The following is a 23,543-nucleotide window of genomic DNA, read 5'->3' as shown; positions in this document are numbered from 1 at the left end:
CGGGGCAGGTAGCGCGGGACCGTTGGCGCCATGGATGGCGCCATCGAGCCCCCATGGATGGGTTTACGGCGTGTCCCGCACTACCTGCCCCGGCCGCACACACCCCGACGACAATGAACGCGCCGCTTTCCATCAACCACCCTTCTCCCCCGCTGGCTAGAATGAGCGGATGAAAGCACTGCACTCCCTGTTCCTCGCCGCCGCCCTCGCGCCGGCCCTGCTGACCCTGTCCGCACCCGCCCATGCCTGGGGCGCGCAAGGCCACCGCCTGGTCGCCGAAGTCGCCGACAGCCGCCTCAACCCGACCACGCGCGCTGAAGTCGACCGCCTGCTGGCCACCGAACCCGGCGCCACCCTTGCCAGCATCGCGCCCTGGGCCGACCAGCTGCGCGCCAAGGACCCGGGCCTGGGCCGTCGCTCGGCCGGTTGGCACTACGTCAACATCGCCGAAGATGGCTGCTACTACGAGGCGCCGAAGCACTGCAAGAGCGGCAACTGCATCGTCGAAGCGCTGAAGGCGCAGAGCGCGATCCTCGGCGACCGCAGCCTGACCGATGGCGAGCGCCTGCAGGCACTGAAATTCGTCGTGCATCTGGTCGGTGACATCCACCAGCCGATGCACGCCGGCTACGGCCACGACAAGGGCGGCAACGATTTCCAGCTGCAGTTCGGCAACCGCGGTACCAACCTGCACTCGCTGTGGGACAGCGGCATGCTCAATACCCGCAAGGTCGACGATGCCGGTTACCTGCCGGTGCTGCGCGCACTGCCGGCGCCGAAGCTGGCACGCCAGTCCAACCCGCAGCGCGATCCGGTCAGCTGGGCTGAAGCCAGCTGCCGCATTTCGGTGCAACTTGGCGTTTACCCTGCCTCGCGTAAGATCGGCGACGACTACACCACGCGCTACCGGCCGGTGGCCGAAGCGCAGCTGCGACTGGCCGGTGAAAACCTGGCGCAGTTGCTGAACCGCGTGCTCGCCACACGCTGAGGAGTGCCCGATGTCGGTCCAGGTGCAATCGTTCTTCCACCGTGACAGCAACACCTTCAGCTACCTGGTCAGCGACCCGGCCAGCAGCGAGGCCGCGCTGATCGACCCGGTACTGGATTACGACCCGGATACCGACGCCAGCAGCGAATCGCCGGTGCGCGCGATGCTCGATGCCATCGCGCAACAGCAGCTGCACGTGCGCTGGCTGCTGGAAACCCACGCCCATGCCGACCACGTGTCGGCAGGACGTCGGCTCAAGCAACGGTTCCCGGATGCGACGCTGGCCATCGGCGAAGGCATCCGTGCGGTGCAGGCCACGTTTGCACCGCGCTATGGCCTGCAGCTGCCCGAGGAACATGCCGTCTTCGATCACCTGTTCGCTGATGGCGAGACCTTCGCACTGGGTGAACTGCAGGGGCGCATCATCGCCGTACCCGGCCACACCAGCGACAGCATCGCCTATCTGATCGACGATGCGCTGTTCACCGGCGATTCGTTGTTCATGCCCGATGGCGGCACCGCGCGCTGCGATTTTCCCGGCGGCGATGCTGCGCAGCTGTACCGCTCGATCCAGCGCCTGCTGGCCCTGCCCGATGCCACCCGCGTATTCGTCTGCCACGACTACGGCCCGGGCGGACGCGATTTCGCCAACGAAACCACCATTGGTGAACAGCGCGCGCACAATATCCACGTGCATGAAGGCGTGGCCGAGGCGGAGTTCGTCAGCGTGCGTCAGGCGCGTGATGCGACCCTGGCAGAGCCGCAGCTGATGCAGCCAGCGGTGAAGGCCAACATCCAGGGCGGCGCGTAGGGCCCGCACGGTCGCCTCATCGCGCCAGCAATGACACCGCGTCATTTGCCCTGCGTGCGCACCACATGCTGGCCCTTCACGATCTCGAAGGTGAAGGCATACAGCAGGCTCACCGGCACCGGTTCGACGCGCTCGGCGCCTTCGCAGTCGCCACGGTCGCTCGGCACCTTGCCGGGGGCGAAGTGGCAGACCGCGGCGGGCGAATACTTCCACATCGCCACCGCCTCCTGCGCAGCCTGCAACAGCGGCGCATTCTCGCTCGCCGCGCCTGCCGCGCATTCGCTGCGGTCGACCAGCGCCAGGCTTCGCTCGACAGCGCCTTCGGCATCGACCACCACCTGCAGGCAGATCGTGGTCGGCGCCAGCTCGGTGCGCGGGTCACGATCACCGATCTGCGGATCCGGCGCCGCATACAGCTGCGGCATCCGATAGCCTTCGGTCGCTCCCAGCGTGTACGCCTGCACTTGGCCGCTGCCGCCTTTCCCTTCCGCATGCAGGCGCTGATGGCCGACACTCTCATTGCGGGTATCGACGGTGGTCAACCGTTCCTGGGTGGCGCAGCCTGCCAGCATCCCCACTGCCAACAGCAGCGCGATGCGCATCACCTGGCGGTCTCCGTCACGTCGTCGCTCTCATCCATGGCGAAGGTGATCGGAATGCGTACAGCGCCCGCCACCGGCTTGCCGTTCTTCAGCGCCGGGCGATAGGTCCAGCTTCGTGCTGCTGCAATCGATACCGCTTCAAACACGCCCGGATTGGTGGCACTCACTACACGCACATCACTGACAGCACCTTGCGCATCAACGTCGACGCGGAGCACCACCACGCCTGTCTGGCTCTGCTCGAACGCGCTCTTCGGGTAGCTCGGTGGTGGCATCTTGTCGACCCGGATCTCGCGATCCATGACGGCCACGGTTGGGCCGGCCGCCATTGCTCCACCCTGGCTGGCCCACGCCACCGCCCCCACGCCCAGGCACAACCCGACCACCAGCACCTGCCCCGACACCCACGGCAATGCCTTCCGCTTGGACTGCTTCAACATGGCGATACGCTCCTTCAACACAGGCTGGCTGCGCCAGTGGCATACCGCCGGCGCAACCGGATGGACCAGCTGCGCCTTCAGCAGCGTGCTGGCGTAGAGGCCGCGCAGCGCAGGCTGCGGGGCAATGGTGCGGGCGTCGCAGGCCAGTTCCTGGTCACGCAGGAAGCGGCGTGCGGCCCATGGCAGCAGCGGATGGAACCAGAACACCGCGCGCATCAGCAGCAGTCCGCCGTTGGCCCAGTGATCGCCATTGCGACGATGGCTGTGCTCGTGCTGCAGGATCAGCGCCTGCTCCTGTGCAGTGAACTGCTGGTCGAAATCGGGGCCGACCACGATGCGCGGCCGCCACAGGCCCACCAGCGCCGGCAGCCCGGGATCGCCACTGGCCTGCCAGCTGCCATCGGCGCGTGCCTGCAGGCCGCCCATGCCGCGTTCGAAGCGGCGCTGTGCGCGCAGGTCGCGCAACAGGCAGACGCCCGCGCCCAGCGCCCACACCACCAACAGAAGCAAGGGCCATTGCAGCGACGCCGTTGGCAGGCTGTCCACGGCTTCCGGCACGACCTTCAGCGGCAAGGTCGGCACATGCTGCAACAGCGCGACCTGTGGCAGGGGAATCAACAGCGTGGCCAACATCAGGGGCAGCAGCCACCAGCTACGGTAGGCCAGCCCGGCGCCGCCCAATCGCACCAGCAACGGCCGCGTCACCGCCAGCAGGATCACGCCCACCGCCAACCACAAGCTGGCCTGCCACAGTCCGTCGAGCAGCTCATTCATGGTCCAGCTCCTGGATCAGCTTCTTCAGTTCGGCGATGTCCTGTGCGCTGAGCTGGCCGCGTTCGCTGAAGTGCGCGACCAGCGGTGCCACGCGCCCTTCGAAGACACGGCCGATGAAGTCCTGGCTCTGCGCCTCCACCCAGGCCTGGCGTTGCAGCAGCGGCCGGTACAGGTAGCGCCGGCCATCGCGCTCGGCGGCGATCGCGCCCTTGGTCAGCAGGCGGTTGAGCAGGGTCTTGATGGTCGGCTCAGCCCAGTCGCGGTGCGCCAGTGCGGCCACCACCTCGTCGGCGCTGCGCGGTGCCTGCTGCCACAGCACCTCCATCACAACGGCTTCGGCTTCGCTGATCGGGGTCATGGTTTACATCCGTAATCGACTATTTGATTACGCGCGTAATCGAATCAGCTGTCAACCCCTCGACCGGTAATTCATCGCGCCTGCGCCAGCATGGGGGCCTCCACCGCAGGTACCGGCATGAAGCCCTTGCGCAAACGTGATTTCCCGGTCGAGCAGGCCCGGCGCTTCCTCGAGCCCGGCCCCATCGTGCTGGTCAGCACCGCCTGGCAAGGCCAGCGCAACCTGATGACGATGGGCTGGCACATGGTGATGGGCTTCTCGCCCTCGCTGGTGGCCACCTACCTGTGGAACGAGAACCATAGCTTCAGCCTGGCCCGCAGCAGCGGCGAATGCGTGATCAACATCCCGGGCGTGGAGCTGCTGGACACGGTGGTCGATATCGGCAACTGCAGCGGCCGTGACGTGGACAAGTTCGAGCGATTCGGCCTGGATGCGGTGCCAGCGCGGGAGGTGGGGGCACCGCTGGTGGGCCAGTGCCATTCCAGCTTCGAGTGCCGCCTGCATGACGACAGCCAGGTCGAATCGAGCAACCTGTTCATCTGGGAAATCGTGCGCGCCCATGTTGCGCCTCGCCCAAAGCTGCCACGCACGGTGCATTACCGGGGCGATGGGCAGTTCATGGTGTCCGGTGCCGAAGTCTCGCGTCGACGGCGGTTCAAGCCCGACATGCTGTAATGCCAGCACTCCCCCAAGCAGGACCGCCCCGGATGACCGAACACCTCACCGACCTCGACGCCGCCGTTGACTGGCTGTTTGCGCGCGTGGATGGGCCGCTGCGGATCGGTGCGCCGCTGGCGCTGGGTAAACCACACCGCCTGCTCAACGCCCTGTATGCGCGCGTCGAACAGGACCCGTCGCGGCCGCTGCAGCTGTATACCGCGCTGTCACTGAACCCGCCGCAGGCAAAGGGCAACGGCCTGGAAGCGCGTTTCCTGGCGCCGTTCGCGGCCCGCCATTTCGGTGAAGACTTCCCGCGCCTGGCCTACGCCGATGCAATCGCCCGCGACGCGCTGCCGGCACACGTGCAGGTGGAAGAGTTCTACATGCAGTCCGGTGCCCTGCTCGGTTCGCGACAGGCGCAATCCAGCTACACCAGCCTCAACTACACCCTCGCTGCCGACGCGGTAGCGCAGCGCGCGCCGCAGGTGATCGTGCAGAAAGTGGCGATGCGCCCGGACGACCGACGCCTTTCGCTGTCCTGCAACAACGACATCACCCAGGACACGCTGGACGCGATGACCGCACGCGGCCTGCCGCGCCCGCTGCTGGTCGCCGAGATCGATCCGCAGCTGCCCTATCTTGGCGGCACGGCCACGGTGGACGTGTCCTTCTTCGATCTGGTCATCACCCCGCCAGCGCCGTATCCGGTGTTGTTCGGCCTGCCACGGCAACCGGTGGCCGACGCCGACTACGCCATCGGCCTGTATGCCAGCACCCTGGTGCGCGACGGTGGCACCCTGCAGATCGGCATCGGCACCCTGGCCGATGCACTCAGCCACGCATTGGTACTGCGCCACACCGACAACGCACGCTACCGCCGCGTGTTGAACGCGCTGGATCCGCAACTGGCCAGCCATCCGCTGGTACAGGAGATCGGCGGACTGGACCCGTTCGAGATCGGCCTGTACGGCTGCAGCGAAATGCTCAACGAGGGTTTCCGCCGGCTGGTGCAGACCGGTGTGATCAAGCGCAAGGTGCATGACGACCTGGCACTGATGCAGCGCATCGAAAACGGCAGCACGCTGTCCATCGACCATGCCACGTTGGAGGCCGAGGGCGAATACCTGCACGGCGCGTTCTACCTGGGCTCATCCGAATTCTATGAGTGGCTGCGCACCCTGCCCGAGGACGAATGCCGGGCGATCGGCATGCGCCGCATCAGCGAGATCAACCAGCTGTACGGTGGCAACGAAACGCTTGAGCGCCTGCAGCGGCGTCACGCCCGCTTCTTCAATTCCTGCATGATGGCCACCGCGCTGGGCGCGGCGGTATCCGACGCGCTGGAGGATGGCCGTGTGGTCTCCGGCGTGGGCGGCCAGTACAACTTCGTGGCGATGGCGCACGCGCTGCCGGAAGCGCGCAGTGTGCTGATGTTCCGCGCTGCCCGTGATGACCGCGGCCAGCGCGAATCCAACGTGCGCTGGAACTACGGGCACACGACCATTCCGCGCCACCTGCGTGACGTCTATCTCAACGAGTACGGCATCGCCGACGTGCGTGGCCTGACCGACGACGACTGTGTGCACGCGATGGCGGCCATCACCGAAGCGCCGTTCCAGGGCGCCCTGCTGCAGCAGGCCTTTTCGGCACGCAAGCTGGCCGCTACGGCGCAACCTGATGCGCAGCGGCAGCAGCGCAACACACCCCAGGCCCTGGCGGCGGCGCTGGCGCCGTTCCGCAACGATGGCACCCTGCCCGATTACCCGTTGGGCAGCGACTTCACCGAGATCGAACAGGTACTGGTGAAGGCACTGGGCTGGCTGAAAGCCAATACACAGACGCGCGGCAGCAAGCTGCGTACCGTGTGGGACGCGCTGTGGCAGCCTGCAGGTGATGGTGACGCGGTGTATCTGCAGCGGATGGAACTGCAGTCGCCCAAGGACTTCGGCGAACGGCTCAATGCACGGTTGTTGAGGCTGGCCCTGGCGCGCACCGCGTGATCGCGCGGAGGGTAGCGCCGGGCCATGCCCGGCGGACAACGATCAGTGCCAACCAAGGTTGGCACCTACCACAGTAGCGCGGCGCGATATCCTGTACCGATGAACGACGATTCCCGTTTTCTGCAAGATCTGCAACGCCGCCAAGCCGATGGCGAACACCTGCGTTATCTCTGCTTCTGGGGCCACCAGCCGCCGCGCACCGGCGTGTCGGCGTCGTGTTTCAGCCAGTGGTATGACGCAGGTTTCAGCATCGATGGCGTGCACTACCGCACCGCAGAACACTACATGATGGCCGGCAAAGCGCACCTGTTCGCCGACACGAAGATTCTCGACCAGATACTGGCCAGTGCGACGCCGGAGAGCGCCAAGGCACTAGGCCGCAGGATCGAAGACTTTGACGATGCCAAATGGGCGCAGGCGCGCTACGCCCTGGTGGTCGAAGGCAATCGGGCCAAGTTCTCGCAGAATGCGGCGCTGGGTGATTTTCTGCGCGCTACGGCAGACCAGGTTCTGGTGGAAGCCAGCCCGGTGGATTTTATCTGGGGAATCGGCCTGGCCAAGGATCACGCCGACGCACACAACCCGGCGCGGTGGCGCGGATTGAATCTGCTGGGGTTTGCGCTGATGGACGTGCGGGACACGATGTAACGCGCGTCCACGCGTGGCGTGGATCTACGGGCACGGCGGGCGATCCGTTTCGCCCGGAAAAGAAAAGGCCGGCTTTCGCCGGCCTTTTCCCTATTCCATTGCAGCGGGACTTACAGCGCCTTGGCTGCTTCCACCACGTGCGCGGTGGTGATGCCGAAGTGCTGGTACAGCTTGTCGGCCGGGGCCGAGGCACCGAAGGTGTCGATACCGATCACTGCACCGTCCAGGCCGACGAACTGGCGCCAGAAGCCGGTGACGCCAGCTTCGATGGCCACGCGCTTGCGCACGGCGTTCGGCAGCACCGATTCGCGGTAGGCCGCATCCTGGCGCAGGAACACATCGGTGGACGGCATCGAGACCACGCGGGTCTTCAGGCCGGCCGCATCCAGCTGAGCCTTCGCTTCGGTCGCCAGCGAGACTTCCGAACCGGTGGCGATCAGGATCACGTCCGGAGTGCCGGCAGCATCGGCCAGCACGTAACCACCGCGCTCGATCTGTGCGATCTGCTCAGCGTCGCGCGGCTGGTGCGGCAGGTTCTGGCGGCTGAACACCAGGCAGCTCGGGCCGTCCTGGCGGGTGATCGCAGCCTTCCAGCTCACGGCCGACTCGACGGCATCGCACGGGCGCCACACGTCATTGTTCGGGATGTAGCGCAGCGAGGCCAGATGCTCCACCGGCTGGTGGGTCGGGCCGTCTTCGCCCAGGCCGATCGAGTCGTGGGTGTAGACGTGGATGGCGTGGGCCGGGATCAGCGCGCTCATGCGCACGGCATTGCGTGCGTAATCGCTGAACACCAGGAAGGTGGCGTCGAACGGGATGAAACCACCGTGCAGGGCCAGGCCATTGGCGATCGCGGTCATGCCGAACTCGCGCACACCGTAGTACACGTAGTTGGCATTGGCATCGTCGGTGGCGACGGACTTGCTGCCCTTCCACAGGGTCAAGTTGGAGTGCGCCAGATCGGCCGATCCGCCCACGATTTCCGGCAGCAGCGGCGCGAACGCCTCGATGGCCAGCTGCGACGCCTTGCGCGACGCAATGGTCTGGCCTTCGGCGGCAACCTGGGCGATGTAGGCGTCGGCCTTGGCGATGAAGTCGGCCGGCAGATCGCCATGCGAGCGGCGGGTCAGTTCAGCAGCTTCGGCCGGGTACTGCGCAGCGTACTTGTCGAACTGCTGCTCCCACTCGGCCTGGCGCAGGGTGCCGGTACCGCCGGCACGCCAGCCGGCGTAGATCTCTTCGGGAATCTCGAACGGGCCGTAGTTCCAGTCCAGCGCCTTGCGGGTGGCTTCCAGTTCGTCCTTGCCCAGCGGTGCGCCGTGGCTGGATTCCTTGCCGGACTTGTTCGGCGAACCGAAACCAATGGTGGTGCGGCAGCAGATCAGGGTCGGCTTGCCGTCCTGCGACAGGGCCGCTTCGATACCGGCCTTGATGCTCTCCGGATCGTGGCCATCGACGCCACGGACCACGTTCCAGCCATAGGCCTCGAAACGCTCCGGGGTGTTGTCGGTGAACCAGCCTTCGGTGTTGCCGTCGATGGAGATGTGGTTGTCATCCCAGAAGCAGACCAGCTTGTGCAGGCCCCAGGTGCCGGCCAGCGAGGCGGCTTCGTGGGAAATGCCTTCCATCAGGCAGCCATCGCCCATGAACACCCAGGTGCGGTGATCGACGATTTCCAGCTCCGGGCGGTTGAAGCGCTGTGCCAGCAGCTTCTCGGCCAAGGCAAAACCGACGGCGTTGGCGAAACCCTGGCCCAGCGGACCGGTGGTGGTCTCCACGCCCGGGGTCTCGTGACGCTCCGGATGACCAGCGGTGTGGCTGCCCAGCTGGCGGAATGCCTTCAGCTGCTCGATCGGCAGGTCATACCCGCTCAGGTGCAGCAGCGCGTACTGCAGCATCGAGCCGTGGCCGTTGGACAGCACGAAGCGGTCGCGGTTGAACCACTGCGGGTTGTTCGGGTTGTGACGGTGGTAGTCGTTCCAGAGGACTTCGGCGATGTCGGCCATGCCCATGGGCATGCCGGGATGGCCGGACTTTGCGGTTTCAACCGCATCGGCGGCGAGGAAGCGGATGGCGTTGGCCAACTGGCGACGGGTAGGCTGCGTCATGGTTCTGTCGGAATCGGGAGGCGGCCGCGGAACTGCGGGCGGCCTATTGTCCCACAGACGCCCGGCAGGGTCAGGTCGACCAGGGCATTAGTGCCGGCCGTTGGCCGGCAACGTCGTGATCTGCGCTGGATTCCGCATATGAAGAGGGGTCGGAGCCCCTTCCTGCGGAAAGGGATCCGACCCCGATCAGGCATTGCCTGGGTCAGTTGTCCAGACGGGCCGCGGCGGCAGCGGCCTCGGCCGGAGTGTCCGGCGCTTCGCCCTTGGCCACCAGCGTGGTCAGGGCCAGGTCGCCGGTCACGTTCAGCGCGGTGCGGCACATGTCCAGGAAGTGGTTCACGCCCAGGATCAGGCCGATGCCCAGCGGATTGACGCCGACCATCGCACAGATCATCGCCACCACCGGCAGCGAGCCGGACGGCACACCGGCCGTACCGATACCACCGAGGATGCAGACCGCCATCACCATGACCTGCTGGCCGATGCTCAGGTCGACACCGAAGAACTGGGCCAGGAAGATCACCGTCACGCCCTCGAACAGCGCGGTGCCGTTCTGATTGGCGGTGGCGCCCACGGTCAGCACGAAGCGCGACACGCGCTGCGGCAGGCCCATCTGGTCGGCCACGCGCAGCGCGGTCGGCAGGGTGGCGTTGCTGGAGGCGGTGGAGAAGGCCATCACCGTGGCCTCCTGGGTCTGGCGGAAGAACGCCAGCGGTGAACGGCCCGACAGCCACACCGCGGTGCCGTAGGTCACCACCATGTGCAGGCCCAACGCCAGCACCACCACGCCCACATACGCACCCAGGCGGATGATCAGATCGAAACCGAACAGCGCGGCCAGATTGAACATGAAGCAGGCCACTGCATACGGCGCCAGGCGGATGACCAGGTTGATCAGGGTCATCGAGATCTCAAACACGCCTTCGATGGCGCGACGCAGCGGGGCGACCTTGGCCTCGTCGGTCAGCACCATGCCGATGCCGAACATCAGCGCGAAGAACATCAGCGACAGGATCGCGCCATTGTCGGAGGCGGCCTGCAGCACGTTGCTCGGCACGATCGACAGCAGCATGTCCATGCCCTTCGGCGTGCCATGGATGCCAGCAACGATTTCCTTGCTGCGCTCGGCGTTCTCCGACAGCATCAGCGCGGCCACCTGCGGGTCGACGCCGGCACCGGGCTTGAGCAGGTTGACCAGCACCAGGCCGATACCCACCGCGATGCCGGACAGCAGCACGGTGTAGGCCAGCGTCTTCCAGCCGATGCGGCCAAGGGCGCGGATGTCGCCCATCTCCGACACACCCATGATCAGCGCCGAGAAGATCAGCGGCACGATCAGCATGAAGATCAGGTTGAGGAACAGGCCCGACGCCGGGGTGGTGACGTAGTCCATTACCCACTTGGCACCGGTCTGCAGGCCGTCGACGCTGCCGCCCAGGGCATGCACGATCAGTCCCAGGACCAGGCCGATCGCAAAGCCGATGCCCATCTTCCAATGCAGGGGCAACTTCTTCTTGTCGGCAACAGCTGCTGTCATGCGCGGGATTCCTCGAAAAATGAATCTACTCTAACAAAGCGCGCAAGCCGCGCCGGTTCAGGGTTGCCGCGGCGGATACAGCGGCGGCAGCCCAGTGTCGACGGCGGCGGTGGCGGCCGACCAGTGCGGTCCGTCACGGAAGCTTTCGCGCAGGCGGGCCCGTAGCGCACTGACATCCCCCATCCCGCCCCAGCGCGCCTGCTGCAACGCCTGCAGGGTCTGCCGCTGGGCCGGATCGGCCAGGCGCTCGATCACCTGTTCCAGGCGTTCCACGCCGGCCATCGAACACAGCAGCGCCTCTACCTGGTCAAAGCCCTCGCCATCGATCGCCCGGCGCAACTCGGCCACGCTGGCACGCGAGGACGTTGCAGGGGCACTGGCTCCTGGCCGGGGAACCGGACGGGTGTGGACGACGGCACGGCGGCCACGTCGCCATCCCCATGCCAGGGTCAACAGCCATAGCAGCGCCAGGCCTGCGGCGGCCGCCATCCACGGCCACGGCCGGGGACCTGCTGCGGTGGGTGCAAGAGAGGATGCAGCGGCGGGTGCGGCGTCTCCCGGCAACGCGGCATCGGTATCGATCGGTTGTGCCACCGGCGCGCCGGCCCGGCCTGCGGCCACGGCCAGTTCCAGATCCGGCAGGCTGGCCTGCTGGGCACTGCCACTGTCCACGTTCCACCAGGCCGCGCGCGGCCCCGGCACACGCAGGGATCCAACCTGCCGCGGCACGATCGAGTAGCGACGGGTGATCTTCAGGCGTGGCGTGCTGCCGTTGAAGGTCTCCTCGTACTGGGCAGGTTCGGCGAACACCTGTGCGGCGTCGCCGAGGTCGGGCACGGGCAGATCGGTGAACTGGGCCCGGGTAGCGCCGTTGGCGATCGCTTCGACCATCACGGTGGCCGCTTCGCCCGTGCGCGCACTGCTGGGTGCAGCGGTGTAGCGCAACTGCAGGCTGTGCAGGGGCAGCCACGGCTGCACGGCCTGAGCCGGTTGCGCCTGCACCTGCAGCGTGCGTTCGGCACCGACGGCATTCATGCGGCCATCGCCACCGCTCCCGAAGAAGTCATCGAAGAATCCACCTGCACTGCGGCCGGTGAAGCGCGCGCCCGGCAGGCGCAACGCCCCGCTGCGCTCGGGGATCAGCAGGAAGCGACGTTCGACCACGTTGTAGCGACGGCCGTTGACCTGGCGCACGTCGCTGCGATCCTCCCCCACCCGCTGCAGCGAAGCGCCACTGGGTGTGTCGAGCACCAGTTCGCCCGACGCCAGCTGCGAGGCGAAGTACAGCCTGACCACCACGCCCACGCTCTGCTGCACGTAGGGCGTCGGGTCATCCACCTCGGTTTCGATGAAGGCGGTGGCATTGCTCTGCGGGGTGGCCACCACCGCATCACTTACCTGCAGCACCAAGGGCACCGTGCGTGCTGCGCCTACTTGCAATGAAGGCACCTGCAGCGTACCGGTGCGGCGCGGCGTCAACGCAACCGTGTAGAGGTTGCGCTGCTGGACGCCGCCATTGCTCCACTGCACCTGGCGGTTGCTGCTCTGCGCACTGAGCACGAAATCGGCATTCAACGGTGCATAGTCTGGCGCGCCCTGGTCGGTCTCGATGTGCAGGGTGACGGCGTCACCGGCGGCGATGCTGTCCTGCTCCAGCCAGGCGCGCGTCTGCGCCATGGCCACCATCGGCAGCCACAGCAGCAGCATCGCCAGCACAGGCAGAGGCCACCGGAATTGCCTGCTCGCCATGCCTGTCATCGCCCTTCCCTCTTTCTACGTTCGTTTTCCAACTGGAACTTGGCCCGCAGCAGTGCCCCCGGATCATCCGGCACGCGCCGCATCCACGCCTCTACGGCCTGCTGTTCCTCACGCTGTTGCGGCGTGCCGCCATCGCCGCGCACTGCTGCCTTGCCGGCTTCGCCGGCACGCGCCTGCTGCAGGGCCTGCTGCATGCGCTGGCGCTGCTGGGCATCGGCCTGCGCCTGGGCCTGCGCGTCGGCTGCCTGCGGCTCCTGCTTCGCCCCCTGCTGGCCGGAACCTGCAGACGCCGGGTTCTGCTGGCCCTGCTGGCCCTGCGATTGCTGCTGGCCTTGTTGGCCTTGTTGGCCTTGCTGGCCCTGCTGCTGATTCTGCTGATTCTGCTGACCTTGCTGGCCTTGCTGGCCTTGCTGGCCCTGCTGCTGATTCTGCTGACCTTGTTGGCCTTGCTGGCCCTGCTGGTTCTGCTGCTGTCCCTGCTGCGGCTTCTGCTGCCCCTTGCCCTGCCCCTGGCTGTTGTTCGACGACGACTTGCGCTTGCGCGCGGCGTCGACCACCGCACGGTTGGCGACGGCGTCGGCCATCTGCGGGTGGCGCGCCAAGGCCTTGTCGTAGGCGGCGATGGCACCGTCGTAGTCGCCCTGGCGAGCAAGCACATTGCCGAGGTTGTACCAGCCCGCATCGCTGTCGATGCCTTCGAACTGCTTGCGGGCGGTGGCGAAATCACCTTGACGGTACGCCTGCACACCCTCGGCCAGGCGTGCATGCTCACGCTGGTCGGCACGTTCCCACATCGTGCCCGCTGTCGGCGCAGCCATGGGCGCGCGCGGCTGTGCCTGCAACTGCCCGCTCAAGGGCAGAAGACCCACGGCCAGCACCGCCGCCAGCACCGCGCGGCGGCGGAACGCCAGCAGTGCCAGCAGCATCACCGGCGGCAACAACCAATAGCCTTCGTCCTGCCATTGCCGGGCCTGCCCGGGCCGCTCCAGTGCGCCACCTTCGCTGGCATCAAGTACGTCCAATGCCTTCAGGTCGCGATCATCGCTGGCGATGCGCTGGTAACGCCCACCGCCTGCGGTGGCGACGGCGCGCAGGCTGGTTTCATCCAGCGCGGCCTGTGCGATCTGGCCTTGACCATCGCGATAAGCGGCGCCGGATGGTGTGCCCAGGCCCAGCACCGACACCTGCAGGCCGAGGCCACGCGCCTGCGTTGCGGCAAGCGCCGCTTCGCTGTCAGCCTGGTCGCTGACCAGGAGGATCTGGCCGCGCAGGGCACCGGTCTGCCGCAGCAACCTGACCGCCCAGTCGATGCCACGGTCGGCGCGCTGTCCATCACGCGGCATCACCTCCGGCGACAGCGCGTCCAGGTACAGCGCCACGTTGGCAGCGTCGTCGGTCAACGGCGCCACGGTATAGGCATCTTCGGCATACACCACCAGGCCCACCTGTCCGCCTTGACGGGCGCGCAGCAGAGCACCGATCTTTGCCCGCGCCTGCAGCAGGCGCGAGGGTGGCAGGTCGGTCGCGGTGATGCGGCTGGAGAGATCCAGCACCACCACCAACGGCGCACTGGCCTGATAGATCGGCTGCGCCTGCTGCCTCCAGCTGGGGCCAGCCATCGCCAGTGCCGCCAGGGTCCAGCCCAACAGCAATGCCCATGGCAGGCGCGTGCGTCGCTTGCCCTCGCCCGCCAGGAGCTGCGACAGCAGATGGGCGTCGACCGCCTGCCGCCACGCGTCGCTGCGCCGTTGCCGGTAGATGGCCACCGCGACGATCAACGGCAGTGCCGCCAGCAACCACAAGCCGTCCGGCCGCAGGAAATGCAATGCACTCCAGTCGAACGCGCTCCAGTCGGGCATCTTCAGGAAAGTGGCGTTCATCGGCGACGTTCCGGCCAGGCCCACGCCAATGCGCCCAGCAGCAAGGCGACGGCCAGTGGCCATGCATAGCGCTCGTTGCGCGGACGCAGTGTCGGTCCCTTCGCTGCGATTGGCTCCAGCCTGTCCAGTTCGGCATAGATGCCAGCCAGCTGGTCGGTGTCACGCGCACGGAAGAAGCGGCCGCCGGTCATCTCGGCGATCCTGCGCAGCGTTGCCTCATCCACCGGATCGCGGTCGGCGGCCACGGGAATGCCGAAGAACCGCGCACTACCGTCGCTGCCAAACGCCACGGTGTGCACGCGCACCCCTTCGGCACGTGCCAGCTCGGCTGCGCGCAGGGGTTCCAGCACACCGGCGTTGCTGACGCCGTCGGTCAGCAGGATGAGTACACGCTGCCCTTCGGGCTGATTGCGCAGGCGTTTGACCGCCAGCGCGATGGCGTCACCAATGGCCGTCTCGCGCCCGGCAAGGCCAACCACGCTGTCGCGCAGTTGATCGCGCACGCTGGACAGATCCGCAGTCAACGGTGTGAGTGTGTAGGCACGATCACCGAACACCAGCAGGCCGACGCGATCGCCGGCACGACGGTCCAGGAAATCGGCCAGCACCGCCTTGGCTGCGGTCAAGCGCTCCACCGCCTGCGCACCGAGCACCATGTCCGGCTCGCTCATGCTGCCGGACACGTCCATCGCCAGCATCATCTGCCGGCCCTCCTGCGGCGGGGTGATCGCCTCACCCAGTTGCTGTGGTCGCGCCATCGCCAGGCACAGCGCCAGCCAGCCCAGCCACAGCAAGCCGCTGCGCAGCCAGGAAACGCCGACACGACCGCCGCCAGCCAGTGCTTCCAGTTCGGCAGCGGCGTAGGGCACGCGCAACGCAGCGCCCGGATCGGCCCGCCGCTTCCATGCCAGCATCAGGATCGGCAACGGCAGTGCCAGCAGTGCCAGCGGCCAGGCCAGCTGCAGATCCGGCCACGGCCAGTAAGCTGCAAGCGCGCTCATCGGCGGCGCTCCTGCAGCAACGCCAGGTAGCGTGCCCGCGCCCACGCGCGCACGCCGGCCACGGCAGCGGCATCCACGCTTGGACGATACGCCCCCTCGGCCAGCAGGTTGCGCTGCGCGAGCGACAGGGTGTCCTTGGGATCGACGTACTGCCACCACGCGTCATCGCGCAGGGCTTCGCTACCGGGGCGTGCCTGACGCGCCGCACGCCGCAGCAGGCTGGCGATGGCCGCAAGTTCCGACGGCGCGCCGTTCACTGCCGCAATCTCCTGATCGAACACGCGCATCCACTGCTGGCGGCGGCGACGACGACGCCATGCCACCGCAGCAACGATGGCCAGCAACAGCAGAACCAATGCGATCAGTATCAGCCAGCCAGGTGCGGGGGGCCACCACGCTGGCGAGGGCGGCAACTGCACGTCGCGCAGTGGCAGGGAGGCACTCATGCCGGCACCTCCGTCGGTGCCGGCGCCAGCCAGGCATCGCTTGCCGCATCGGTGGACAGCACCTGCACATCGACGCGACGCGCGGCAAGCTGGCTGCGCAGCTGCTGCAGCGGTTCAACGAAATGCGCCTGCCAGTGCGCCTGCACATCGCTGCGGCGCAGGTCCAGGCCGATGCGCTGCTGCGCGGCGAGAAACTGCAGGGGCGCCGTTGGCGGCTGCAACTCAAGCGGATCGACCAGCAGCAGCAGACTCAGGTCATGGTGCTGGGCCAACGCGCTCCAGCGCGCCGGCGGAATCCGGATCGCCTGCTGCGGATCGGCCAGTACCAGCATCCGGGCGCCGGGGCGCAGCACCCGACCGGCATGGTCCAGCGCGCGTTCCAGGCCAAGGTCATCGGCAGGTGGCTGCGCGTACCAGCGCGTGAGTGCATCGAGTACACGCAGTACGCCGCGGGCACCGCCGGCCGGCGCGATCGGCGCCTCGCGATCACTACCGCGCAATGCACCGATGCGGTCGCCGCGGCGCTGTGCGGACCATGCCGCAACCGCGCCAGCGCGTGCTGCCTGCACCGACTTGAAGCGCACGCGGGTACCGAAGTACAGCGCAGGTGAAGTATCGGCAACGATCAGGGTGACCCGTTCGCGTTCTGCCTGGAACAATTTGGTGTGCGTGCGCCCGGTGCGCGCGGTGACGCGCCAGTCGATGTGGCGCGCGTCGTCGCCCGCCACGTATTCGCGCGATTCTGCGTATTCCATGCCGCGTCCGCGCAGCGGCGAAGGCGCTTGCCCGGCGCTGCCCGCGCGCCCACGACGAGGCGGCGGCGGACGCTGTGCCAGGCGGCGCAATGCCACCAGCTCGGCCAGTTGCGGTCGCAGGCCATCGCCTTCGCTGGTAACCGGAGCAGGTCCGTTGGTCGTGCCGGTCATGCGCGCGCTCAGGGCGCCGGTACCCGGGCCAGCAGTTCCTGCACCAAGCGCTCACCATCCCAGCCTTCGGCGATGGCTTCATAACTGGGCAGAACCCGGTGGCGCAGCACATCGGCGGCCACGGCACGCACGTCGTCGGGAGTGACGAAATCACGCCCGGCCAACCACGCACGCGCCCGTGCGCACCGCTCCAGTGCGATGGAGCCACGCGGGCTGGCGCCCCACGCGATGCGGCGCGCCAGCGAGGCGTCGTAGCGCGAGGGATCACGCGATGCCAGTACCAGCTCGATCAGATAGCGCTCCAGCGCGGGGGCCATGTGCAGCTCCAGCACCTCGCGGCGCGCATCGAAGACATCCTGCATCGGCAGTTTTTCCGGCGTCGCTGCGGCCTCGCCAAGCGCGCCGCGGGCGCGCTCGCGGGCCAGCCGCAGGATCTCCGACTCGGCCGCCTGGTCCGGATAACCGATGCGTACGTGCATCAGGAAACGATCCAGCTGCGCTTCCGGCAGCGGGAAGGTGCCTTCCTGCTCGATCGGATTCTGCGTGGCCATCACCAAAAACAGCGACGGCAGCGCATAGGTGTGGCGACCGACGGTGACCTGACGCTCGCCCATCGCTTCCAGCAGCGCGGACTGCACTTTGGCCGGCGCACGGTTGATTTCATCGGCCAGCAGGATCGGGTGGAAGATCGGCCCCGGCACGAACTCGAAACGGCCTTCCTGCGGGCGCCAGATCTCGGTACCGGTCAGGTCCGAAGGCAGCAGGTCCGGGGTGAACTGCACACGTGCGAAGTCTGCTTCCAGCCGCGCCGCCAAGGCCCGGATGGCCGTGGTCTTGGCCAGGCCCGGGGCACCTTCCACCAGCAGGTGGCCATCGGCCAGCAAGGCAATGAGCAGGCGTTCGACCAGCGCCGCCTGGCCGACGATCTCGGCCGACAGTGCATCTCGCAGGTTGCTGAAGGCCGCATGCAGGCGCGAGATGGTGGGGGCAGGCGGCGGAGAAATGGATTCGGGCATCGGCGGAGGCAGGTTCATGGGGGCCTTTGACCGGCGCGGGATGGCTCGGGTTCCCCACATCATCGCAGGCCGTCCGGCTGCTGGCATCAAGAACGGCTGAACAGCGTCCGCACATGTCCCGTCCACTGGGCATGGCGTGGATCCCCCATGCCTTATCCACGCATGGCGTGGATCTACTGGCGAGGCGCGGCGTGGATCTAGCAGGCCTGCGGTGAATCCATCGTCGGGCCTCCCGCGCAAACGACGCGGGGCCGCACGTGGCGGCCCCGGTCGGATACAACAGATGTGATGCCTCAGTTCTGGCGGGCCACGCGCAGGACCTTCGGGGTCACGAACACCAGCAGTTCGGCCTTGTCCTTGTTGCGACCACGCTTCTTGAACAGATTGCCCAGGAACGGCACGTCGCCCAGGAACGGCACCTTGCTGACGCTGTTTCGGTCGGTGAACTCATACACGCCACCGATCACCACGGTCTGGCCATCTTCCACCAGCACGGCGGTATTGACCTCGCGACGATTGATGTTCGGCACCTGGCCGTAGCCTTCCAGCACGATATAGCTTTCGACCTCATCCTTTTTCACCGCCATGTTGAGGAACACACGGTTGTCGTTGGTGATGGTCGGGGTGACTTTCAGTTCCAGCACCACTTCCTTGAACTGCACGTTCGGGGTGGCCACGCCACCCGAACCACTGGCACTGATGGTGACGTAGCCGATTTCCTTACCCTGCTTGATCAACGCTTCGCGCTGGTTGGTGGTGACCACGCGCGGGTTGGAGATCACTTCGCCACGCGACTCTTCCTGCATGGCCGACAGCTCGACATCCAGCAGGTAGCCAGCGTTGAGGATGGACAGTGCAAGCGAGCCCGGGTTGCTGGTCGCAGCCACCGGCAGGTTCCAGTTCAGGCCGCGGGTGATGGCCGACCCGACCGATACCGGCGGCGGGCCTACGCGACCACCGGCAATCCAATCGCGCTCGGCTTTGGCGTTGGTGTTGTCGGCGTCCACCTGCGACTGGCGGGTCTTGGCGTTGGCGTCCAGGTTGCCACTGAAGTACACGTTGTCGCGGCTGCCGCTGACACCGAACTTGGCGCCCAGTTCACGGGCAAATGTATCGGTGGCAATGACGATGCGGCTTTCGATCAGCACCTGGTCGACCGGGCGATCGATCACGTTGATCAGCTCACGCATCCGCGCGATCTTCTTCGGGATATCGCTGATCATCAGCGTGTTGGTGCGTTCATCTGCCACGATGCGGCCACGCGAGGACAGGAACCCACTGTCTTCCTGCGACATCGAGCCACTGCCACCCTGGCCACCGCCACCGGCGTTGTTGCCGCCGATACCCTTGGCCTCGGTCAGCGCTTTGAAGATCTGCGTGGCACTGTGGTAGTTGATCTGTACGTAGTCGGTCACCAGGTCTTCGCGGTTCTCGATGGCGATGCGCGCGTCTTCCTTCTCCTGCTCGAACTTGGCCAGCTCGGACTGCGGCGCAACCCACACCACGCTGCCGTCACGACGCTTGTCCAGGCCCTTGGCACGCAGCACGATATCCAGCGCCTGGTCCCACGGCACGTTGACCAGACGCAGGGTCACATTGCCCTGCACCGAGTCGGAGGCCACCACGTTCAGATTCGACTCTTCTGCGATCAACTGCAGCACGGTGCGCACCGGCACGTCCTGGAAGTTGAAGGTCACCGGCTTGCCGGCGTAGCCGCGCTGCGGCACGCCCTTGGCGGCCTGGGTCACGCTGCCGGCAGTGACTGCGCCAACGGCGGCCTGGGCCTGCCGCGGGCTGATCTCCACCACATACTCGTTGCCACTCTGGTAGGCCAGCGACTCGACCGGACCGCCCGTGCTCAGCACCAGCTGGGTGCCGGCCCCGGACGGCTTGGCGTCGATGCGCTGCACCGGGGTGGCGAAGTCGGTGACGTTCATCGGCTTCTGCAGGTTGGCCGGCAGGCGTGCGTTGCCGACATCGACAACCACGCTGTTGCCCTGGCTGCGCAGGTCGGGCATGGCGCCCTGGCCGTCGAACTGCAGGATCAGGCGGCCCGCGCCGTCATCGCCACGCTTGAAATCGATGCGTGCGACCGACAGGCCTGCCGGTGCAGCGGCCGGCGTGGCCGCCAGCGCCGTGCCGGTCGGCTTTTCCGACGGTGCGGCGGCCAGCGCCGGAGCGCAGGCCAGCATCAACGCGACTCCCAGCGCGCTGATGCGGTTCAAGGTAGAGCGCCGGATGGGACGCAGCCCCTTGGCTTGGTGAAAGGTCATCGTGCTATCCCCAGTAAACGATCATTGATCTTCCAGCGCGAGCGTTGCTGGACGTTCCAGCCAGCCACCCGCGCCATCCGGCACCAGTTCGATCAGCTCCACGCGGTCTTCAAAGACCGCGGTGACCCGCCCGTCGCTCTGCCCCAGGTAACCGCCGGGACGCACCCGATAGGTCACCTTGTCCGGCCCCATCACCAGCGCCACGGTGCCGGCGCCTGTTCCGATGGTGCCGACCATGTCCAGCGCGTCCAGCGGGAAGCCTTCCATCGGCTCCTTGCGCCGGTTCGGATCTGGCCGCAGTCCCCCATTCCCCTGCTGCGGGTTGGTCCAGGCATCGGTAAACGGATCGCGCATGCCCTGCGCGGAGTATTCGAAGGTCTCGAACTGCTGCATCACCGGCAGCGGTTCCAGCGGCTGCGCCGGTCGCGCACGCTCGCTCTCGACCCACTTTTCCAGATTGGGTGCATCACCCGGCGTGCTGCTTACGCCGCGGCCGCAGGCGGCCAGCAGCAGCACCGTCAGCACCATCCCGCCACGTGCAATGAAGGAACCGATCACTTCTTTTCCTCCTTGCCCGCTTCAGCCTTCTGCTGTTCGGCAACCTCGGTCTCATCCAGGTAACGGTAGGTCTTGACCGTACCTGACAGTTCCAGCGCACCGGCGCGGATGTTGCCGCCGGTCTTGTCCTTCGGCTTGAGGTTGATGTCGTGCATGGTCAGGATCACCACCCGCGGCAACGAGGCCACGCCGCTGACGAAGGCGCCGAACTGGTGGTAACTGCCCACCATCCGCAGCTTGATCGGCTTCTCGGCGTAGAACTCCTTGATCTGCTCCTGTTCGGGCTCGAACAGCTCGTTGGCCAGGCCGCTGGACAACGCGGTCTGCGAGATGTCGATGATCAGGTCCGGCATTTCGGTCTTGCTGGGCAGCTGCCGCAGCATCTGCTGCAGCACCTGCTCCATCTGTGCCAGCTGCTGCTTCAACGGCTCCAGGTTGACCGCGCGTTCCTGTTCCTTGGTGAACTCGGCACGCAGCTCGGTTTCCCGCGATTCCAGGCCCGCCAGCTCCTCGCGCTTGCCGCTGATCAGCAGCATCCAGAGCACGAACATGATCACCAGAGCGATCAGCGAGCAGAACACGATCTTCGCGTTCCTCGGCCAATTGCCGATGTCGTTGAAGTCCAGGTTCTTGATGTCGACTTTCTTGCTCATGCGCGATCCCCCTGCAGCGGGGCGTGGAAGGCCTGCGGAGGCTGCGCCAGGCGGCTGCCCTCAGACTTGGGTGCGGGTGCGGCTGGTGCAGGCGCGGCCGGCGCAGGCGTTGCCGCCGGTGCTGGGGCCTGTGCCGGAGCAGTTGCAGGCGTGGCTGCCGGTGCCGGAGTCGATCCCGACGCCGGTGCGGCAGCAGCCGGCGCGGCGGCGTCCGGCCCGGCGCTGAGCGGTGCGACCGTCGGTGCCGCCGGCGTGGTGCCGGCCACACTGCCATCCGGGTTCAGGCCCGGCGTGGCGCCTGCTTCCTCGCTCTGCGCAGGCAGCTTGACCTTGACCTTGAACACGTACGGCAAGGCCTTGATGTCAGCCACCGGGCCGGTCGCGCGCCCGTCCTTGTCCTTGTCAGGCTCACGCGCCTCGATGATCGCCAGCTCCGGATTGGTCATCCAGCCGGAAACTTCGAGATTGCGCATGTACGCCGAGACACGGGCGTTGGACTGGGTGCGGCCCTCCAGGGTCAGCACGTCGCCTTCCTGCTGCAGAGCGGTGAGCACCACGCCATCGGGGATGGTGCGGACCAGCGCATCGAACAGGTGGACCATCTGCGAACGCTTGGCCTGCAGCTGTTCGATCACCGCCTTGCGGGCCAGCAGTCGATTCTTCTGCTCGTCGAGGCGGTCGATTTCCTTGTTCTGCTCCTTGACCTTGTCGATCTCGGTCTGCAGGTAGGCATTGCGGTCATTCTGCCCGCTGACCTGCATGTCGTAGTAGAACCAGATCAACAGCGACAACAGCAGGCCACCCAGGGCAGCCATGCCCAGCATGATGCCGAACTCGCGCTGGCGTTGCTTGCGCCGTTCGGCGCGCCAGGGCAATAGATTGATGCGTGCCATCAGTCAAAGCTCCTCAGCGCCAGACCGGTCGCGATCATCAGCGCGGGGGCATCCTGGGCCAGCGCGTGCGCCTGCACCTTCGGCCCCAGGGTCATCTGTGCCAGCGGGTTGGCGACCACGGTCGGCACGCCCAGCTGTTCCTCAACCATCTCCGGCAGGCCTGCAAGGGCAGCACAGCCGCCAGCCAGCACGATGTGATCGACGCGGTTGAACTCGCTGCCGGCGTAGAAGAACTGCAGCAGGCGGCTGATCTGCTGGACCGTGGCTTCCTTGAACGGTTCCAGCACTTCCATCTCGTAGCTTTCCGGCAGCCCGCCCTGGCGCTTGGCCAGACCGGCTTCCTCGTAGCTCAGGCCATAGCGGCGCATGATCTCGTCGGTCAGCTGCTTGCCGCCGAACACCTGTTCGCGGCTATACAGGCTACGGCCACCACGCAGCACGTTGAGGGTGGTCATGGTGGCGCCGATATCGACCAGCGCAACCACGCCCTCGGCCGACACCGGCAGCTCGCTGGCCACCAGGGCGAAGGCGTTCTCGACCGCGAAGGCCTCCACGTCCATCACCTTGGCCTGCAGGCCACCCAGTTCCAGTGCGGACTGACGCAGTTCCACATTTTCCGAACGCGAGGCAGCCAGCAGCACCTGGACCATTTCCGGGTTGTTCGGGATCGCCCCGATCACCTCGAAGTCCAGGTTCACTTCCTCGATCGGATACGGAATGTAGTTGACCGCTTCCAGCTCGATCTGGGCTTCCATGTCGTTCTCGTCCAGGTCGGCCGGCATCGGGATCACCTTGGTGATCACCGCCGAACCAGCCACGGCCGCAGCAGCCAGCTTGGCCTTGCTGCCGGAACGGTTCATCGCCCGGCGGATGGCCTCTCCCACGGCCTCCACTTCAACGATGTTCTTCTCCACCACCGCATTCGGCGGCAGCGGTTCCACGGCATAATGTTCCACACGGAAACGGTTGCCGCTGCGGGAAAGCTGCAACAGCTTTACCGCAGTCGAACTGATGTCGACGCCAATGAGCGGCGACTGACTTTTTGGGATGAGCCCCACGGTTTCTCCCCTGCCGACGGGCACTTGGACGCAAGAGCTGCGTCCGCGCATTAATAACGTATTCTTAGCAAATGGCAACCGCCCTGCTGTGACATCCCTCACAGGATGAACACGCAGCCCCTGGCGTCCCCTTGCACTCCCCAGTGCCGGCCCCA

The 23,543-nt window shown here is 66.7% G+C and carries 21 protein-coding genes; 5 read left to right on the top strand and 16 right to left on the bottom strand.

The features are described 5' to 3' along the window. The first annotated feature begins 169 nt into the window (after nt 1–169). Nucleotides 170–988, top strand: a complete 819-nt coding sequence (locus M2299_RS18910; RefSeq protein ID WP_280884823.1) for a S1/P1 nuclease — start codon at nt 170–172, stop codon at nt 986–988. Between the two features lie 10 nt (nt 989–998). Next, the gene (locus M2299_RS18905) at nt 999–1,799 is read left to right on the top strand and encodes an MBL fold metallo-hydrolase (RefSeq protein ID WP_033831871.1); all 801 of its coding nucleotides are present in this window, start codon (nt 999–1,001) and stop codon (nt 1,797–1,799) included. 41 nt (nt 1,800–1,840) lie between these two features. On the opposite strand, the gene M2299_RS18900 is transcribed toward M2299_RS18905, so the two are convergent. The 3 genes from M2299_RS18900 to M2299_RS18890 are packed head-to-tail and all read right to left on the bottom strand — an operon-like array spanning nt 1,841 to nt 3,973. Further along, nucleotides 1,841–2,401, bottom strand: a complete 561-nt coding sequence (locus M2299_RS18900; RefSeq protein ID WP_099843487.1) for a hypothetical protein — start codon at nt 2,399–2,401, stop codon at nt 1,841–1,843. Next, nucleotides 2,401–3,615: a TonB family protein gene (locus tag M2299_RS18895; protein ID WP_280884822.1), complete on the bottom strand. Its 1,215-nt coding sequence runs from the start codon at nt 3,613–3,615 to the stop codon at nt 2,401–2,403. The genes M2299_RS18900 and M2299_RS18895 overlap by 1 nt, the downstream gene beginning before the upstream one ends. Then, nucleotides 3,608–3,973, bottom strand: coding sequence for a BlaI/MecI/CopY family transcriptional regulator (locus tag M2299_RS18890; protein ID WP_032977188.1), 366 nt, complete (start codon nt 3,971–3,973; stop codon nt 3,608–3,610). The genes M2299_RS18895 and M2299_RS18890 overlap by 8 nt, the downstream gene beginning before the upstream one ends. A gap of 117 nt (nt 3,974–4,090) precedes the next feature. Between M2299_RS18890 and M2299_RS18885 the strand changes: the two genes are divergently transcribed. The 3 genes from M2299_RS18885 (at nt 4,091) to M2299_RS18875 (ending at nt 7,281) form a co-directional block, all read left to right on the top strand. Beyond that, nucleotides 4,091–4,648: a flavin reductase family protein gene (locus tag M2299_RS18885; RefSeq protein WP_223486546.1), complete on the top strand. Its 558-nt coding sequence runs from the start codon at nt 4,091–4,093 to the stop codon at nt 4,646–4,648. A 32-nt stretch (nt 4,649–4,680) separates the two neighbouring features. After that, nucleotides 4,681–6,633 (top strand): acetyl-CoA hydrolase/transferase C-terminal domain-containing protein, encoded by a 1,953-nt coding sequence (locus M2299_RS18880; protein ID WP_280884821.1) that lies wholly within the window; start codon nt 4,681–4,683, stop codon nt 6,631–6,633. A gap of 99 nt (nt 6,634–6,732) precedes the next feature. Continuing rightward, complete coding sequence (locus M2299_RS18875; protein ID WP_280884820.1) at nt 6,733–7,281, top strand: NADAR family protein; 549 nt, start codon at nt 6,733–6,735, stop codon at nt 7,279–7,281. A 110-nt stretch (nt 7,282–7,391) separates the two neighbouring features. Here the strand turns inward: M2299_RS18875 and tkt are convergent, their stop codons facing one another. From tkt to M2299_RS18810, 13 genes are all read right to left on the bottom strand, one after another. Further along, nucleotides 7,392–9,389, bottom strand: coding sequence for a transketolase (tkt, locus tag M2299_RS18870; RefSeq protein ID WP_032977193.1), 1,998 nt, complete (start codon nt 9,387–9,389; stop codon nt 7,392–7,394). Between the two features lie 202 nt (nt 9,390–9,591). After that, on the bottom strand, nt 9,592–10,926 hold the full coding sequence (locus M2299_RS18865) for a dicarboxylate/amino acid:cation symporter (RefSeq protein WP_280884819.1): 1,335 nt from the start codon (nt 10,924–10,926) through the stop codon (nt 9,592–9,594). A gap of 57 nt (nt 10,927–10,983) precedes the next feature. Further along, nucleotides 10,984–12,684, bottom strand: a complete 1,701-nt coding sequence (locus M2299_RS18860; RefSeq protein ID WP_280884818.1) for a BatD family protein — start codon at nt 12,682–12,684, stop codon at nt 10,984–10,986. Continuing rightward, nucleotides 12,681–14,564, bottom strand: coding sequence for a tetratricopeptide repeat protein (locus tag M2299_RS18855; protein ID WP_280884817.1), 1,884 nt, complete (start codon nt 14,562–14,564; stop codon nt 12,681–12,683). Before M2299_RS18855 ends, M2299_RS18860 begins: the two co-directional genes overlap by 4 nt. Next, entirely contained in the window at nt 14,561–15,565 is a 1,005-nt protein-coding gene (locus M2299_RS18850) for a VWA domain-containing protein (protein WP_080150603.1), read from the bottom strand. The genes M2299_RS18855 and M2299_RS18850 overlap by 4 nt, the downstream gene beginning before the upstream one ends. Next, nucleotides 15,562–16,011, bottom strand: a complete 450-nt coding sequence (locus M2299_RS18845; RefSeq protein WP_099843503.1) for a DUF4381 family protein — start codon at nt 16,009–16,011, stop codon at nt 15,562–15,564. The genes M2299_RS18850 and M2299_RS18845 overlap by 4 nt, the downstream gene beginning before the upstream one ends. Then, nucleotides 16,008–16,937, bottom strand: a complete 930-nt coding sequence (locus M2299_RS18840; protein ID WP_025874235.1) for a DUF58 domain-containing protein — start codon at nt 16,935–16,937, stop codon at nt 16,008–16,010. Before M2299_RS18840 ends, M2299_RS18845 begins: the two co-directional genes overlap by 4 nt. A gap of 8 nt (nt 16,938–16,945) precedes the next feature. Then, nucleotides 16,946–17,971, bottom strand: coding sequence for a MoxR family ATPase (locus tag M2299_RS18835; RefSeq protein ID WP_280884816.1), 1,026 nt, complete (start codon nt 17,969–17,971; stop codon nt 16,946–16,948). A gap of 275 nt (nt 17,972–18,246) precedes the next feature. Then, entirely contained in the window at nt 18,247–20,226 is a 1,980-nt protein-coding gene (locus M2299_RS18830) for a type IV pilus secretin PilQ family protein (RefSeq protein WP_105164580.1), read from the bottom strand. Between the two features lie 21 nt (nt 20,227–20,247). After that, on the bottom strand, nt 20,248–20,754 hold the full coding sequence (locus tag M2299_RS18825) for a pilus assembly protein PilP (RefSeq protein WP_051501657.1): 507 nt from the start codon (nt 20,752–20,754) through the stop codon (nt 20,248–20,250). Nucleotides 20,755–20,780: 26 nt separating this feature from the next. Beyond that, complete coding sequence (gene pilO / locus M2299_RS18820) at nt 20,781–21,437, bottom strand: type 4a pilus biogenesis protein PilO (RefSeq protein WP_099785256.1); 657 nt, start codon at nt 21,435–21,437, stop codon at nt 20,781–20,783. Beyond that, nucleotides 21,434–22,330 carry a PilN domain-containing protein gene (locus tag M2299_RS18815; RefSeq protein ID WP_280884815.1) on the bottom strand — a complete coding sequence of 299 codons (897 nt, stop codon included), beginning with the start codon at nt 22,328–22,330 and terminating at the stop codon, nt 21,434–21,436. Before M2299_RS18815 ends, pilO begins: the two co-directional genes overlap by 4 nt. Next, a complete protein-coding gene (locus tag M2299_RS18810; protein ID WP_032951624.1) occupies nt 22,330–23,388 on the bottom strand; it encodes a pilus assembly protein PilM in 1,059 nt (352 codons plus the stop codon). Before M2299_RS18810 ends, M2299_RS18815 begins: the two co-directional genes overlap by 1 nt. Between the last annotated feature and the right edge of the window lie 155 nt (nt 23,389–23,543).

It is taken from the genome of Stenotrophomonas sp. 1278 (assembly GCF_029892765.1).
GTDB classification, from domain to species: domain Bacteria; phylum Pseudomonadota; class Gammaproteobacteria; order Xanthomonadales; family Xanthomonadaceae; genus Stenotrophomonas; species Stenotrophomonas indicatrix.
This window is presented reverse-complemented; position numbering and strand designations above follow the sequence as displayed.

What these genes read in the sequence shown, in the direction of transcription:
- M2299_RS18905 (WP_033831871.1), top strand. Translation starts at nt 999, where the DNA reads ATGTCGGTCCAGGTGCAATCGTTCTTCCACCGTGACAGCAACACCTTC.
- M2299_RS18885 (WP_223486546.1), top strand. Translation starts at nt 4,091, where the DNA reads ATGAAGCCCTTGCGCAAACGTGATTTCCCGGTCGAGCAGGCCCGGCGC.
- M2299_RS18835 (WP_280884816.1), bottom strand. Translation starts at nt 17,971, where the DNA reads ATGAACCTGCCTCCGCCGATGCCCGAATCCATTTCTCCGCCGCCTGCC.
- M2299_RS18850 (WP_080150603.1), bottom strand. Translation starts at nt 15,565, where the DNA reads ATGAGCGCGCTTGCAGCTTACTGGCCGTGGCCGGATCTGCAGCTGGCC.
- M2299_RS18855 (WP_280884817.1), bottom strand. Translation starts at nt 14,564, where the DNA reads ATGAACGCCACTTTCCTGAAGATGCCCGACTGGAGCGCGTTCGACTGG.
- M2299_RS18845 (WP_099843503.1), bottom strand. Translation starts at nt 16,011, where the DNA reads ATGAGTGCCTCCCTGCCACTGCGCGACGTGCAGTTGCCGCCCTCGCCA.
- M2299_RS18895 (WP_280884822.1), bottom strand. Translation starts at nt 3,615, where the DNA reads ATGAATGAGCTGCTCGACGGACTGTGGCAGGCCAGCTTGTGGTTGGCG.
- M2299_RS18910 (WP_280884823.1), top strand. Translation starts at nt 170, where the DNA reads ATGAAAGCACTGCACTCCCTGTTCCTCGCCGCCGCCCTCGCGCCGGCC.
- tkt (WP_032977193.1), bottom strand. Translation starts at nt 9,389, where the DNA reads ATGACGCAGCCTACCCGTCGCCAGTTGGCCAACGCCATCCGCTTCCTC.
- M2299_RS18865 (WP_280884819.1), bottom strand. Translation starts at nt 10,926, where the DNA reads ATGACAGCAGCTGTTGCCGACAAGAAGAAGTTGCCCCTGCATTGGAAG.
- M2299_RS18840 (WP_025874235.1), bottom strand. Translation starts at nt 16,937, where the DNA reads ATGACCGGCACGACCAACGGACCTGCTCCGGTTACCAGCGAAGGCGAT.
- M2299_RS18890 (WP_032977188.1), bottom strand. Translation starts at nt 3,973, where the DNA reads ATGACCCCGATCAGCGAAGCCGAAGCCGTTGTGATGGAGGTGCTGTGG.
- M2299_RS18860 (WP_280884818.1), bottom strand. Translation starts at nt 12,684, where the DNA reads ATGACAGGCATGGCGAGCAGGCAATTCCGGTGGCCTCTGCCTGTGCTG.
- pilO (WP_099785256.1), bottom strand. Translation starts at nt 21,437, where the DNA reads ATGAGCAAGAAAGTCGACATCAAGAACCTGGACTTCAACGACATCGGC.
- M2299_RS18825 (WP_051501657.1), bottom strand. Translation starts at nt 20,754, where the DNA reads ATGGTGCTGACGGTGCTGCTGCTGGCCGCCTGCGGCCGCGGCGTAAGC.
- M2299_RS18815 (WP_280884815.1), bottom strand. Translation starts at nt 22,330, where the DNA reads ATGGCACGCATCAATCTATTGCCCTGGCGCGCCGAACGGCGCAAGCAA.
- M2299_RS18900 (WP_099843487.1), bottom strand. Translation starts at nt 2,401, where the DNA reads ATGCGCATCGCGCTGCTGTTGGCAGTGGGGATGCTGGCAGGCTGCGCC.
- M2299_RS18880 (WP_280884821.1), top strand. Translation starts at nt 4,681, where the DNA reads ATGACCGAACACCTCACCGACCTCGACGCCGCCGTTGACTGGCTGTTT.
- M2299_RS18830 (WP_105164580.1), bottom strand. Translation starts at nt 20,226, where the DNA reads ATGACCTTTCACCAAGCCAAGGGGCTGCGTCCCATCCGGCGCTCTACC.
- M2299_RS18875 (WP_280884820.1), top strand. Translation starts at nt 6,733, where the DNA reads ATGAACGACGATTCCCGTTTTCTGCAAGATCTGCAACGCCGCCAAGCC.